The sequence below is a fragment of the Methylobacterium sp. WL64 genome (assembly GCF_008039945.1).
Classification (GTDB): Bacteria; Pseudomonadota; Alphaproteobacteria; order Rhizobiales; family Beijerinckiaceae; genus Methylobacterium.
Map to the genome: position 1 here is coordinate 1 of NZ_VRVA01000124.1, position 14178 is coordinate 14178.

At 72.3% G+C, this 14178-nt stretch carries 13 protein-coding genes; 9 read left to right on the forward strand and 4 right to left on the reverse strand.

Annotated elements, in window-relative coordinates; genetic code table 11:
* Positions 1-261: 261 nt before the first annotated feature.
* Together FV242_RS28420 and FV242_RS28425 are read left to right on the forward strand one after the other, a co-directional pair.
* Positions 262-2970 carry a DUF3772 domain-containing protein gene (locus FV242_RS28420; protein WP_147941273.1) on the forward strand — a complete coding sequence of 903 codons (2709 nt, stop codon included), beginning with the start codon at positions 262-264 and terminating at the stop codon, positions 2968-2970.
* Positions 2971-3071: 101 nt separating this feature from the next.
* Positions 3072-3581 (forward strand): CAP domain-containing protein, encoded by a 510-nt coding sequence (locus tag FV242_RS28425; protein WP_187278597.1) that lies wholly within the window; start codon positions 3072-3074, stop codon positions 3579-3581.
* 99 nt (positions 3582-3680) lie between these two features.
* Here the strand turns inward: FV242_RS28425 and FV242_RS28430 are convergent, their stop codons facing one another.
* Both FV242_RS28430 and FV242_RS35850 read right to left on the reverse strand, forming a co-directional pair.
* Positions 3681-4172, reverse strand: coding sequence for a motility protein A (locus FV242_RS28430; RefSeq protein WP_246692929.1), 492 nt, complete (start codon positions 4170-4172; stop codon positions 3681-3683).
* Positions 4173-4194: 22 nt separating this feature from the next.
* The gene (locus FV242_RS35850) at positions 4195-4434 is read right to left on the reverse strand and encodes a hypothetical protein (RefSeq protein ID WP_246692105.1); all 240 of its coding nucleotides are present in this window, start codon (positions 4432-4434) and stop codon (positions 4195-4197) included.
* Positions 4435-4708: 274 nt separating this feature from the next.
* On the opposite strand from FV242_RS35850, the gene FV242_RS28435 reads away from it, so the two are divergent.
* The 6 genes from FV242_RS28435 (at position 4709) to FV242_RS28460 (ending at position 11225) form a co-directional block, all read left to right on the forward strand.
* On the forward strand, positions 4709-6493 hold the full coding sequence (locus FV242_RS28435; RefSeq protein WP_147910182.1) for a glucan ABC transporter ATP-binding protein/ permease: 1785 nt from the start codon (positions 4709-4711) through the stop codon (positions 6491-6493).
* Between the two features lie 148 nt (positions 6494-6641).
* A complete protein-coding gene (gene dnaQ, locus FV242_RS28440; RefSeq protein WP_147910181.1) occupies positions 6642-7358 on the forward strand; it encodes a DNA polymerase III subunit epsilon in 717 nt (238 codons plus the stop codon).
* A 109-nt stretch (positions 7359-7467) separates the two neighbouring features.
* Positions 7468-8805: a PHB depolymerase family esterase gene (locus FV242_RS28445; protein ID WP_147941277.1), complete on the forward strand. Its 1338-nt coding sequence runs from the start codon at positions 7468-7470 to the stop codon at positions 8803-8805.
* 195 nt (positions 8806-9000) lie between these two features.
* Positions 9001-9882: a TIGR01459 family HAD-type hydrolase gene (locus tag FV242_RS28450; RefSeq protein ID WP_147910180.1), complete on the forward strand. Its 882-nt coding sequence runs from the start codon at positions 9001-9003 to the stop codon at positions 9880-9882.
* A 36-nt stretch (positions 9883-9918) separates the two neighbouring features.
* Positions 9919-10743 (forward strand): 2-keto-4-pentenoate hydratase, encoded by an 825-nt coding sequence (locus FV242_RS28455; protein ID WP_147910179.1) that lies wholly within the window; start codon positions 9919-9921, stop codon positions 10741-10743.
* A 227-nt stretch (positions 10744-10970) separates the two neighbouring features.
* Complete coding sequence (locus FV242_RS28460) at positions 10971-11225, forward strand: hypothetical protein (RefSeq protein WP_147941274.1); 255 nt, start codon at positions 10971-10973, stop codon at positions 11223-11225.
* Between the two features lie 10 nt (positions 11226-11235).
* Here FV242_RS28460 and FV242_RS28465 read toward each other — a convergent pair whose 3' ends face one another.
* Both FV242_RS28465 and FV242_RS28470 read right to left on the reverse strand, forming a co-directional pair.
* A complete protein-coding gene (locus tag FV242_RS28465) occupies positions 11236-11943 on the reverse strand; it encodes a response regulator (RefSeq protein ID WP_147910177.1) in 708 nt (235 codons plus the stop codon).
* Entirely contained in the window at positions 11940-12431 is a 492-nt protein-coding gene (locus tag FV242_RS28470; protein ID WP_147910186.1) for a MarR family winged helix-turn-helix transcriptional regulator, read from the reverse strand. Before FV242_RS28470 ends, FV242_RS28465 begins: the two co-directional genes overlap by 4 nt.
* Positions 12432-12704: 273 nt before the next feature.
* On the opposite strand from FV242_RS28470, the gene FV242_RS28475 reads away from it, so the two are divergent.
* On the forward strand, positions 12705-14069 hold the full coding sequence (locus tag FV242_RS28475) for an 8-oxoguanine deaminase (RefSeq protein ID WP_147941275.1): 1365 nt from the start codon (positions 12705-12707) through the stop codon (positions 14067-14069).
* Positions 14070-14178: the final 109 nt, after the last annotated feature.

A 14178-nucleotide genomic window follows, 5' to 3' on the forward strand; every position in this document is an offset into this window, starting at 1 on the left:
GCCCGAGGGTGGGCAGGGGCACGGTTTGGCCCTATTGCTCGCCCACAGCGCTCGGCCGCGCGAATCGGGCCTGGCCGCGCCGCCGGTGGTCCCGATTCGCGTGGCTTCGATATCCCGTGCTCGCCGACGCCGAACCGATGTCCCCTCCGGCGGCGGGCGCTCCAAGAGGCCCGCAGGCGGCCCGCGCGGTTCCCGACGACCGCCGGTCCGCCGATGCCGGGCCCCGAACGCGCGCCTGCCGCGCCCGACGAGAGGTAGCCCATGATCCGCACGCTGGTGCGCTCCCGGAAGCCGAACGCCGCGCCGCGCGCCCCCGTCGTGCTGGCCGTCCTGGCCGCGCTGATGCTGGGGATCCCGGCGGCCGTGCCGCCGGCCTCGGCGCAGGGCGGGAGCCCGGCCGGACAGGCCGCGGAGGGCAAGCCTGCCGATGCCAAGCCTTCTGATGCCAAGCCTTCTGATGCCAAATCTTCCGACGCCAAAGGGGCTGACGGGAAGCCGGCCGCGCCGAAGCCCGCCGCGCCCCAGCCCGAGATGTCCGAGCCGCTCAAGGCGGTCCGGGCCCAGCTCGACGCCGCCAAGGCCGAGCTCGAGGCCCGCGAGAAGCAGCTCGGGCATCCCGACCTGACCCCGACGGACCTGGCGTCGATTCGCGACAGCGCCGCCACCGTCACGGAGGAGATCCGCGCGCTGATCACCCGGCTCGACACGCCGCTCGAGGCGGCGCGCGAGCGGCTGACCCAGCTCGGCCCGAAGCCCAAGGACACCCAGGAGAGCCCCGACGTCGCCGAGCAGCGGGTGGAGCGCGACGCCGCCGTCGCCCGCATCGACGAGACCCAGCGCCTCGCCCGCTCCCTGCAGGTGCAGGGCGACCAGATCATCGACCGGGTTTCGAACCGCCGCCGCGAATCGTTCACCCGCGACCTGTTCCAGCGCTCGCAGCCCCTGGTCGGGCCGGGCCTTTGGACCAAGGTCATGGCCGACGTGCCGCGGGATACCCGCTCCCTGCAGAGCGCCGTGTCGGATATCGGGCTGCTGTTCTCCCGCAACGGCAGCATCGGCAACCTGTTGTTCCTGGGGCTCGCCTTCGGGATCTCGATCGCGCTGTATTTCGGGCGGCGCAACATCGCCCCCCGGGCCGCCCGGCGGGATGCCGCCACCGCCGAGCCGTCGCGGCGCGCGACCCTGCTGGCCGCCTGGCGGGTGATCCTGCTCGGCACCGTGCCGGCGGTGGCGGGCTCCTACGCGGTCTACTACGCGCTCGACGCCACCAACCTGCTGCCCTCCCGGCTGCTTCCGGTGGCCGCCGCGATCCTGGGCGGCCTCGCCTTCATCGCCTTCGTGGAGGCCCTGTGCGACGGGCTGCTCAGCCCCGACAAGCCGGCCTGGCGCCCCGCCCCGGTCGGCGACGCGGCGGCCACCCGGCTGACCCGGCTGGCGGTCGGCATCGCCACGGTGCTCACCGTGGTGAAATCCGTGGAGGCCTTGAATTCCGGGATCTCGGCGGCCCTGCCGATCTCGATCGCGACCCGGGGCCTCGGCGCCGTGGCCACGGCGCTGATCCTGGCGGTCGGCCTGCACCGGTTCGCCGACACCGATCAGGAGGAGGAGGCCTGCTTCGGCCCCTACGTGCCGACCAAGACCACCACGGGCATCGGCGGCCCGGCCCGGCTGCTCGGCTGGGCCGCCGTGGGGCTGATCGGGCTCGGCGCGCTGGTGGGCTACGTCGCCTTCGCAGCCTTCCTGATCGATCAGCTGATCTGGGCCGCGAGCGTCCTGGTCCTGCTCTACCTGCTGGTCCAGAGCGTCGACACGTTCATCGGCCGCGCGCTCACCGACGAGACCCGGCTGGCCACCACGCTCCAGGCCAATACCGGCCTGCGCAAGCGCTCGCTGAACCAGATCTCGGTGCTGGCGACCGGGGCCGCCCGGGTGGTGCTGATCCTGGTGGCGGCGCTGCTGGTGCTGGCGCCCTGGGGGCTCGATTCCACCGACATCGTCTCGTCGATCCGGCAGGCCTTCTTCGGCTTCAAGGTCGGCGACGTCACGATCTCGCTCTCGAGCATCGCGTTCGGCATCGGCATCCTGGTGCTCGGCGTGTTCGTCACCCGGGCGGTGCAGCGCTGGCTCGAACTGACCTACCTGCCGGCCACCGACCTGGACGCCGGCCTGCGCAACTCGATCACCACGATCGCGGGCTATTGCGGCTTCCTGCTCGCCCTGGCGCTCGCCTTCTCGTATCTGGGCCTGAGCCTGGAGAAGCTCACCATCGTGGCCGGCGCCCTGTCGGTCGGTATCGGTTTCGGCCTGCAATCGATCGTCAACAACTTCGTCTCCGGCCTGCTGCTGCTCTGGGAGCGCCCGATCCGGGTCGGCGACCAGGTGGTGATCGGCGATTCGGAGGGCATCGTGAAGCGCATCTCGGTGCGCTCCACCGAGATCCAGACCTTCGACCGCTCGTCCGTGATCGTACCGAACTCGAACCTGATCTCCGGGGTGGTCAAGAACCGGGTGCGCGGCGACCGCTCCGGCCGGGTCAGCATCACGGTCAGCGTCCTGCGCAACCAGGATCCGGTGCGGGCCGCCGAGATGATCGTCGGCTGCGCGCAGGGCCATGCCGACGTGCTGAAGGACCCGGCGCCCCGGGTGGTGTTCAAGAAGATCGGCGACCCGTTCCTGGAATTCGAGCTGCTGGTCTGGATCGTCGATGTCAGCCTCGGCCAGAAGGTCCAGACCGACCTGAACTACGCGGTGTTCGCGACCCTCTCGGGGGCGGGCTTCATCCCACCGCTCGGCCCCGGCGCCAGCATCGTGACCGTGCAGGGCTTCGAGGCGATGCAGGTCGCCATGGGCGAGATCGCGAGCCGGTTCGGGCAGGGTGCGCCAGTCTCCGACCCTCATGAGGCGAAGGAGGCCGGGGCATTGCCGGCCCAACAGCAGCGCGACCGTGGGCTCCGCAGCGCCGGAGGCTGAGGACGGGCGGCCCGGGCGGCGGAGCCGGTCGCGCAATCGCCCCGCGCTCCCTATATCGCTCGGGCGTCCAAGCCGGATGCGCAGAGCATGGACCTTCGAACGTGGGCGGACGCAACCTGAGACGCGGCTTTCGGGCGGCGGCCTGTATCCCGGCGCTGGCGCTGCTCGGTGCCTGTGCCGCCCAGGTGCCGACCACGACGGCGCTGCCGAGCATCTACCTGCCGCTGGCCAGCCAGACCGCCCATGTCGACACCGACGCCGCCCGGGACATGATCTCGTCCTATCGCCGCAACCGCGGCGCCGGCCCGCTGACGGTGGATCCCGAACTGCAGCGGCTGGCCGAGGCGGAGGTGGCCGCCATGGCGCTCGCCGACCGGCCGAGCCGGGCGCAGACCGTGAAGTCCGCGGTCGGACGGCTCGGCTTCTCCGACGTGAACGCCAACCTGTCGGCCGGCTACCACACCCTGGCCGAAGCCTTCTCGGGCTGGCGCGAGAGCCCCCCGCACGACGCCACCATGCTCGACCCCCGGGCGACCCGGATGGGGATCGCCACCGCGTACGCGCCGGGCTCGAAGTACAAGGTCTACTGGGCGCTGCTCACCGCCAAGTAGGACGCGACACCAGCGGAAAGACGGTTTCGAAGGGCTCTGCCCTGCACCCGTAAGAGGGCGCGGACCTCTCGAAACCCCGACCGTCGGCGGTGGGTCGCCCTACGGCAGTCCCTTCACGTTCGGCACCGGCGGCGCCTCCGGCAGCAGCGTCACGGTCACCCGCCGGTTGGCCGCCAGGTCGGGGGTGTCGGGGATGCCGTCGATGATCAGCGAGCGCGAGACGTCCGCCTCCTCGAGCTTCACGGGCAGCTTGTCGGCGAGCGGCAGGGTGATCAGGTTGGCGATCCCGGCGCCGTAGAGCGTGGCCAGCGGCGCGGTCGCCATGGCGGGCCCGAGCTTCGAGGGGGCGGACATGTTGGCGAACATCGCCATCGGGCCGATCAGGCCCCAGGCCGGGGCGCAGTCGCCGTAGGCCCGGCAGACCCTCGAGCCCTCATCGGGATGCGTGAGGACGTTGTCGCGGTCGCGCTCCATCGTGTCGCGGATGAAGTCCCGGTCGTAGCCGTCGGCGATGTAGCGCGCGCCCTGGGCCAGGAACGGGTCGGCGATCTCCATGTTCTCCAGCGCCATCGGGCCGGACTCGCGGACCACGTCGGCGATCTTGGTGATCTCCTCAGATCGGCGCCTGCGGCATCACCGAGCGCATCACGAAGGCGTAGCGCAGGCCCATCGGCAGGCCGTGCACGATCACCGGGAACGGGACGCGGATCATCGTGGCCGCGGTGGCGCCCCCGAACACCACCCCCGCCGCGTACTCCGACGCGGAGGCACCGAAATGGCCGCCGTCGAGGAGGATCAGCCCGACCACGACGCCGAGGCTTGAGAGGAGGCCGAGTGCGGTTGCGCGATCCACGGCCCTGGGCGCCCGATGCAAATCGTCAACGAGTCGCCCCCGCTGTGGCTTGCGGCCGGGTTATTCGCAGCGTTAGGAAATCTTGCTGAACGAACCGTAAAGGCGGACGCTTCGACCCTGTATAGGGCCGTCATCGCCCGTTCAGGCGGGCCCGGGCATAAGCCGTGTCGTGCGAGGGGTTTGGCGGCGGAATCGGCGGTGGCCGCCCGTCGCACGGACCTTAAGAAGTGGCGCGAGACCCGGATACACGGGCCGCGCCGGGGGTGGCGGAGCGGTGGCGATGGTTCGTCTGTACGGGCGGGTCCTGGGTTTCCTGAAGGCGGATCGGCGGCTGGCCATCGGCTTGGCGGCCACCAACGTCGTGCTGGCGGTGGCGGCCTTCGCCGAACCGCTGCTGATGGGCCGGATCATCGATCAGCTGACCCACCTCAAGCGCGGCGGCAACGCCATGGCCACGATGCTGCCCCTGCTGGCGGCCTGGGTGGCGTTCGGCTTCTTCACCATCGCGGCGGGCGTGTTCATCGCGCTCCACGCCGACCGGCTGGCCCACCGCAACCGCCTGTCCTCGATGGCGAGTTACTTCGAGCACGTCCTCGACCTGCCGCTGGCCTTCCACTCGGCCAACCATTCCGGCCGGGTCCTGAAGGCGATGCTGGAGGGCACCAACGGCATGGCCTGGCTGTGGCTCGGCTTCTTCCGCGACCACCTCGTCGCCCTGGTCTCGCTGGTCGTGCTCCTGCCGATGACCCTGTTCATCAACTGGCAGCTCGGCTCGATCCTGGTGGTGCTGGTGGTGGCCTTCACGGCGCTGACCACCTTCGTGATGCGCCGGACCGAGACGCTCCAGGGCCAGGTCGAGGAATTCAATTCCGGCCTCGCCGCCCACGCCTCGGACGCGCTGGGCAACGTCGCGGTGATCCAGTCCTTCACCCGCGCCAAGGCCGAGAAGGACGCGATGCGCGGCATCATCACCAACCTGCTCGCCGCGCAGATCCCGGTCTTGTCCTGGTGGGCGCTCGCCAACGTGGCGACCCGCGCCTCGGCGACCATCACCATGACGGCGATCTTCGTCACCGGCATCTGGCTGTACCAGGCCGGCACCACCACGGTGGGCGAGGTCGTGGCCTTCATGAGCCTGGCCACCGCCTTCGTGGCGCGGCTCGACCATGTGGTCGGCTTCGTTAACGGATTGTTCCAGCAGGCGCCCAAGATCGCCGAGTTCTTCGAAATCTACGACACCGTGCCGGCCGTGGCCGACCGTCCCCATGCCCGGCAGGTCGCCCGCTTCGAGGGCGAGGTCACCTTCGACGACGTCGCCTTCTCGTATGACGGCCGGCGCAAGGCGCTGGACGGCGTCTCGTTCTCGGCCCGCCCGGGCGAGACCGTGGCGCTGGTCGGCACCACCGGCTCGGGCAAGTCGACGACGCTGGGCCTCCTGCACCGCAGCTTCGATCCGTCCTCCGGGGCGATCCGCATCGACGGCCTCGACGTGCGCGACATCGGCCTGTCGTCCCTGCGCCACAACATCGGCGTGGTGTTCCAGGAGCCGATGCTGTTCGCCCGCTCGATCCGCGAGAACCTGCAGGTCGGCTGCCCCGACGCCACCGATGCCGAGATGCTCGACGCCCTCGAGCGGGCCCAGGCCGGCGCCTTCATGGCGCGCCAGCAGGACGGGCTCGACACGGTGATCGGCGAGCGCGGCCGGTCGCTCTCCGGGGGCGAGCGCCAGCGGCTCTCGATCGCCCGGGCGCTCCTGAAGAACCCGCCGATCCTGATCCTCGACGAGGCGACCTCGGCGCTGGACGCCGCCACCGAGCGCAAGCTCCAGGGCGCCCTGGAGGCCGTCATGGAGGGGCGCACCACCTTCGTGATCGCCCACCGGCTCGCCACGATCCGGGACGCCGACCGCATCCTGGTCTTCCACGAGGGCCGGATCGTCGAGGCCGGCACGTTCGACGCGCTGGTCGCCCAGAACGGCCGCTTCGCCGAACTCGCCCGGGCCCAGTTCATGGCGGCCGAGGCCGACGAGGACGAGGGGCGGCTGGCCCTGGCGGCCTGAGGCGCTCGCCGCCAGGCACACGGGCGCCGGTCCGCCGGCGTCCAAGGAAGTGTCAACCTTTCGGGCGACAGAGTCCTCCGCAAGCGGTCACCCGCCCCGGAGCCCCATCGCCGATCGGGCGCGTGATCCTGACCCCTGAGTCGCAAAAATGCTGCGTGAGATCGTCCTCGACACCGAGACCACCGGCACCGAGGCGCGGAACGGCGACCGGCTGATCGAGATCGGCGCGCTCGAGCTGTTCAACCACATCCCCACGGGCCGGACCTTCCACCGCTACTGCAACCCGCAGCGGGCGGTCTCCGAGGGGGCGTTCAACGTCCACGGGCTGTCGGACGCGTTCCTGTCGGACAAGCCGCTCTTCGCCGACATCGTCGGCGAGCTGCAGGCCTTCCTGGCCGACGGGCGCCTGGTCATCCACAACGCGCCCTTCGACGTCGGCTTCCTCAACATGGAATATGCCCGGCTCGGGGCGAACGCGCCGCCGCCGATCCAGCTGGACGACGTGGTCGACACCCTGCCCATGGCCCGGCGCAAGCACCCGGGCGCGGCCAACAACCTCGACGCCCTGTGCAACCGCTACGGCATCGACACCAGCCGACGCACCAAGCATGGGGCGCTCCTCGACGCGCAGATCCTGGCGGAGGTCTATGTCGAGCTGCTCGGCGGCAAGCAGACCAGCCTTGGGCTCCTGGACGCCCAGTCCGGCCCGGCGGTCCGGACCGTCGTCCAGGCGGCTCCGGCGGCCCCTCGGCCATATCGGAGCCGCCTTACGGATGAGGAGCGGGCGCGGCACGACAGCTTCCGCGCGAGCCTCGGTGCGGCACCGATCTGGGCCGAGTATATCGGCGCCGACGACCCGTCCTGACCGGCCTTGCCGCATCGCACATCGGCCTCTATTGCATCGCACCATATGCCGACCCGCGGGCCATCCCGGCCGCGACACGGACGCTGATGTGACCAAGCGCGCACCCATCATGGATCCCTTCGGCAAGCTGAAGGCTTTGCAGGACGGTGCCCGCGACCGGGCCACGCATTCGCCCTTCGCCGACATGATCGAGGCCACACGCCTGACCAGCCTGGGCCGCCTGGACGAGGCGACCGCCCTGATCCAGCGCAGCTTCGGCGGCTACGCGGCCCCGCCGCCGCCGGAGACCGCCGAGACCCCGCAGCAGCCCCAGGTGCAGCTCCAGGCGCAGCCCCAGGTGCAACGCCCGGATGCGCCGAGCGCGGCCCCCGGGCATGCCGGGACGGAGGCTCCGGCACCGGCGCGGCGCGCGGCGCGCATCGAGCCCGCCCGCAACCCGATCTCCGATCCGGCGCTGCGGGTCCGCAACGCGGTCGGCAAGGTCGTGCGCGGGCTCGCGCCGGTGCTCAAGGGGTTCGGGCAACCGCGGCGCGGACCCGCGCGGCCGCCGGCGCCCGGCAAGCCGGCATCCCGCAAGCCGCCGGCCGAGAGCCGGTTCGTCGGCCTCAGCCACGCCGAGCCGGCCGGCAGCCGCGACTACAAGCTGTTCATCCCGGGGAATCCGGCCGAGCCGGCGCCGCTGATCGTGATGCTGCACGGCTGCATGCAGAACCCGGACGATTTCGCCGCCGGCACCGGCATGAACGTGCTGGCCGAGCGCGCCGGCATCTTCGTCGCCTATCCGGGCCAGAGCCGGCAGGCCCATGTCCAGCGCTGCTGGAACTGGTACGATCCGCGCGACCAGCGCCGGGAATCCGGCGAGGCCGCGATCATCGCGGGGCTCACCCGGGCCGTGATGGCGGCCCACGCGATCGACCCGGCCCGGGTCTACATCGCCGGCATGTCGGCGGGCGGCGCGGCCGCGTTGAACATCGCCCGGGCCTATCCGGACCTCTACGCCGCCGTGGGGGTCCATTCGGGCCTCGCCGCCGGCTGCGCCCGCGACCTCGGCTCTGCGCTGATGGCCATGCAGGTCGGCGCGCCCGGCCTCGGCACCGCGGCGTCGTTCGGTGCGGCCCCGGCCGGGCGGCGCATCCCCACCATCGTGTTCCACGGCGAGGACGACGGCACCGTCAGCGTGCGCAACGCCGACCAGGTGCTGGCCCAGGCCAACGTCGCCGGCCTGACCGCCCGGTCCGAGACCTTCGAGGACCGCGGCCATCCCTTCACCCGCACGCGCTTCCGGGACGAGGCCGGCCGGGTCGTGGTCGAGGATTGGCGGATCCGGGGCGCCGGCCATGCCTGGTCCGGCGGCCGCCCCGAGGGCAGCTACACCGATACCGACGGGCCCGACGCGTCGCGGGCCATGCTCGATTTCTTCACCGAGCAAAAGCTCGGGCCGCGGTAGAACAGCGCCCGACCGCGCTGCAAGCGGGAACGGCTCCCAGGCCTTGGTTCGACGCCCGCGCTCACGCCGGACCGGTCCCCGGTCGGGCGGCGAGCGCTCTAAGCCTTGGGGTCGCGCGAGCCCGGAGGCTTGCAGCGCGCCGCCCTGCACCCGCAAAAGGTCCCGGACCTTTTGAAACCGTGACCGGATCCCTCCATGACCGCACCGATCCCGACCCTCGACGGCCTCGCGCAGGTGGCGGAGCGCTACGACCTGCTCCTCTGCGACGTCTGGGGCGTGCTGCATGACGGCCAGAAGGCCCATGTCCCGGCCGGCGAGGCGCTGATCCGGTACCGCGGCCTGCCGGGCGCGCGGCCGCGCCGGGTGATCCTGGTCTCGAACGCGCCGCGGCCCGGGGACGGCGTCGGCCGGATCCTCGACCGGTTCGGCGTGCCCCGGGAGGCCTACGACGCGATCCTGACCTCGGGGGACCTCACCCGCGGGCTGATCGCCGAGCGCCCGGGCGCCCGGATCCGGCATCTCGGGCCCGAGCGCGACCTCGGCATCTTCCAGGGCCTCGACCTCAGCCTCGTCCCGGAGGTGGAGGCCGACCTGGTGGTCTGCACCGGCCTGTTCGACGACCGCAGCGAGACCGCCGACGATTACCGCGACGAACTCATGCGCCTGGCAGCCCGGGGGCTGACCCTGATCTGCGCCAATCCCGACCTCGTGGTCGAGAGCGGCAACCGGCTGATCCCCTGCGCGGGCCTGCTCGCGGCGGCCTATGCCGAACTCGGCGGCGCCGTGATCTACGCCGGCAAGCCCCACCGCCCGGTCTACGAGGCGGCGCTCGCCAAGGCTGCCGACCTCGCGGGCGCGCCGGTGGACCCGGGCCGCGTGATGGCGATCGGCGACGCGATCCGCACCGACATCGCCGGGGCCTGCGGCTTCGGCATCGCCAGCCTCTTGGTGGCCCGCGGCATCCACGCGGAGGAACTCGGCGTCTCGGCCGAGCACCACCGCCTCGGCGACGTCGCCGAATGGCTCGGGCGCCAGGCCGTCCACCCGGACGCGGTGATCGAACGGCTGGTCTGGTAGCGCATCCCCGCCGGCCGCCATGCTACAGGTCCGGGGATGAGCGATCCCGTCCCCGCCGCCACCCATGCCCGCACCATCCTGGCGGCTCACGAGCATCGCCGCCAGATCCCGCCCCTGAGCGGCTGGGATGCTGGCCTGGACCTGCCCGCCGCCTACCGGGTCGCCGAGGCGGTCCGGTGCCTGCGCGCGGCGCGGGGCGAGCGGCCGGTGGGCCGCAAGATCGGCTTCACCAACACGACGCTCTGGGACGCCTACGGGGTCCGCGCCCCGATCTGGGGCCACGTCTACGACACGACCCTGCGGGCGCGCGCCGACCTGACCGGGCCGGTGCCGCTCGCCGCCCTGGTCGAGCCGCGGATCGAGCCGGAGATCGTGTTCGGGCTGGCCCGGGCGCCCGAGCCCGGCATGGACCCGGCCGCCCTGATCGGGTGCCTCGACTGGGTGGCCCAGGGTTTCGAACTCGTGCAGTCGCTGTTTCCCGGCTGGCGCTTCGCCGCCCCCGACACCGTGGCGGCGTTCGGGCTGCACGGCCTGCTGGTGCTGGGCGAGCGGGTGCCGCTCACCCCGGCTTCGACGCCCGCCTGGATCGATGCGCTGGCGAGTTTCTCGGTCGACCTGCTGTGCGACGGCGCGGTCGCCGACCGGGGCCGCGCCCGCAACGTGCTCGGCGGCGGCCCCCTTTCGGCCCTCGGCCATCTCGTTGATGTTCTGGCTAACGATCCTGCGAGCCCGCCGCTCGCGCCTGGCGAGATCGTCACGACCGGGACGCTCACCGACGCCCTGCCGGTGGCGCCCGGCCAAGTCTGGAGCACCCGGCTCGCGGGGCTTCCGCTGCCGGGCCTCGACCTCGTTCTGGCCTGACGCGCCGACGGGCCCCCCGGAACGCCCCTGATCGCGCGTCTTCGACACAAAGCCGCAGAGTATTCGCGCGAAATCCGTCGCGGGTGCCGCCGGATGGGGTAAGGCGAGATGGGGCGGCCGATCGCGGCACGCGATTCGCCCTGTGCCGCACATCCGCGTTCTCCATCCCGGCCCTTCCGGGAGGTGGGGCGTTGGTGATGATTAGCCGACATGCCACATGCTGAGACATGCCTGGACGCGCCCGGAGCCGCCACACGACCTTCCTGGTGTCCGTGACCGCGGAGCGATCCGGCGGCCGCGGCCGGTCGGGTTCCAAACCCGCTCCCCTGGTCTACGCCGTGATGAAGCCGAACGCCGAGGCCGCCCTGGCGGCGGTCCGTGCGCTGGCCGAGGGGGCGGTCGCCGTCGCCGTCGTGGGCAGCCTCTCCACCCGGGTGTCCAAGGGGCTGAAGCTGAAGCCGGGCGAGCCGCGGGTGGTGTAGCGGGCCCGGATCAGTCCACCGCGAGCCGGTAGCCGACGCCCCGCACCGTCTGCAGGAAGACCGGGTTGGCGGGGTCGACCTCGGTCTTGCGGCGCAGGCGGTTGATCTGCACGTCGACCGTGCGCTCCGCGGCGGCGCCCCCGGGGCCGGCGAGCTGCTCGCGCTCGACGTTGGCGCCCCCGGCCGCGGCCAGGATCGTCAGGATCTCGCGCTCCCGGTCCGTGATCCGGATCAGCGCGTCGTCCCGGCGCAATTCACCCCGGTCGATGCGGAACGCGAACGGCCCGAAGGTCACCGACTCCGCCGCCGCCTCGCGCGGGTGGTCGCTGCGCTTGATGATGTTGCTGAGCCGGAGCGTCAGCTCCCGGGGCTCGAACGGCTTGGGCAGGTAGTCGTCGGCGCCGATCTCCAGGCCCATCACCCGGTCGTTCGGGTTGGAGCGGGCGGTGAGCATCAGGATCGGCACCCGGGAGGTCTCGCGGACGCTGCGGGCGTAGTCGAAGCCGTTCTCGCCGGGCATCATCACGTCGAGCACCATCGCGTCGAACACGACGCTCTGGGCCCGGGCCCGGGCCTCGGCGGCGCTGGCCGCCACGGTGACGCGAAACCCCTGGTCGGTCAGGTAGCGGGCCAGCAGTTCGCGCAGGCGGCGGTCGTCGTCGACCACGAGGACGTGCGGCGCCGCGTCGGGCAAGTCGGCCCGGGGGGCGGCCGTCACGCGCCGCCACCGCCGGTCGGCCCGCGCCGGGCCATCAGGCGCCGGACCGCAGGCCGGTCCTCCGGCTCGATCATCGCCATCAGAAAATCCTCCGGGGAGCCCAGCGCGTCCGGCGCGGCGAGCGCCCGGGCCAGGCGCCGGGCCTGGACGCGGGTGAGGTCGGCGGCCAGCTCGGCACCGGACGGCGTGCAGTACAGCAGGCGCTGGCGCCGGTCGCTCGGCCCGGTCTTCTGGGTGACGTAGCTCTGCCCGATCAGGTCCTTCAGCACCCGGTTGAGGCTCTGCTTGGTGATCCGCAGGATGTCGAGCAGCTCCGCGATGGTCAGCCCCGGATAGCGGTCGACGAAGTGCAGCACCCGGTGATGCGCACGGCCGAAGCCGTAGGCGGCCAGGATCCGGTCCGGGTCGCCGACGAAATCCCGGTAGGCGAAGAACAGCAGCTCGATCAGGTCGTCGCTGCCGAGGGCGTGCGCGGCGGTCGCGGCCACGCCGTCCGGCCGACGGGGCGCCGCGGCAGGCAGCCCGGAGACGCGCAGGCCGTCGCGCTGAACCGATGACGTCACGGGGGGCAGACCGTCACTTTAAGCAGACCGGATGATAAGAAGGTCAGTCCCGCTGACATGTCTCAGCGCCGCCCGGGAGCGTCAAGCCCGGGGGCGCCGGCCCGCGAGACAGCCGCCCCTGACCCGTCCGGGGCTTGCCGGCCGCCGCGCCGGGTCCGATACCGGTCCGGTGCGAGGTCGGGACCCGAGGGGAACAGCATGCGCGACGCCGAGATACGGGGCCGCCGGGTCTGGATCCGCGATCCGCTGGCCATCCTGGCCGAGGGGGCCGGGGGCGGCGTCGTGGTGGAGGGCAGCCGGATCGTCGAATGCGTGCCGGCGGGCGCCCGGCCGGCCGCCCCGGTGGACGAGACCTTCGACGCCGCGCGCCACGTGGTCGTCCCGGGGCTGATCAACACCCACCACCACGCCTTCCAGACGCTCACCCGGGCGCACCCGCTGGCGATCAACAAGCCGCTCTTCCCGTGGCTGAAGGCGCTCTACACGGTCTGGGGCCGGATCACCCCGGAGGCGTTTCGGCTCGCCACCCGGGTGGCCTATACCGAATTGCTGCTCTCGGGCTGCACCACGGCGGGCGATCACCATTACCTGTTCCCGGAGGGACTCGAGGACTCGGTGGACGTCCAGGTCGAGGAGGCCCGGAGCCTCGGAATCCGCGCCGCTGTGACCCGTGGGTCGATGAGCCTGTCCGACCGGGAGGGCGGCCTGCCCCCCAAGACGCTGACGCAGGACGACGACACGATCCTGGCCGATTGCGAGCGGGTGCTGAACCTGTTCCACGACCCCGCCCCCGGGGCGATGGTGCAGATCGGCCTGGCGCCGTGCTCGCCCTTCGCGGTGACCGAGCGGCTGATGCGCGAGAGCGCGGAGCTGGCCGCCCGGCACGGCTGCCGCCTGCACACCCATCTCGGCGAGACGCTGGACGAGGACGGCTACTGCCAATCGATGTTCGGCTGCCGACCGGTGGACTACCTGGAACGGGTCGGCTGGATGACCGACCGAGTCTGGCTCGCCCACGGCATCCACTTCAACGACGCCGAGGTCGCCCGGCTCGGCAAGGCCGGGGTCGGCGTGTGCCATTGCCCAACCTCGAACATGACCCTGGCGTCGGGCCGCTGCCGCACCTGCGAACTGGAGGCGGCGGGCTCGCCCGTGGGCCTCGGGGTCGACGGATCGGCCTCCAACGACAGCTCCAACCTCATGGAGGGGGTGCGGCACGCGCTGATGCTGAGCCGGCTCACCTACGGGGCGGAGGCCGTGACCCATCGCGATGCCCTGCGCTGGGCCACGCAGGGCTCGGCCGCCTGCCTGGGACGCGCCGATATCGGCCGGATCGCGCCGGGCCTGGAGGCCGACCTCGCCCTGTTCACCCTGGACGAGCTGCGCTTCTCCGGCGCCCACGATCCGCTGGCCGCCCTGGTCCTGTGCGGCGCGACCCGGGCCGACCGGGTGATGGTCGCCGGCCGCTGGCGGGTGATCGACGGTGAGCCGCTGGGTGTGGATACGGGCCGCCTGCGCGAGGACCATTCGCGGCTGGCGGTGGCGCTGTTCGGGGCGGGATGAGCCTCGAAGGCGGTCGGGTTTCCGCCGCGTCGCGGACGAGGGCCAAGGGCGGTGCCGATGCTGCGCCCTCCCCCATCTGTGGGGGCGGGAGGGCGCAGCATCGGCAGGG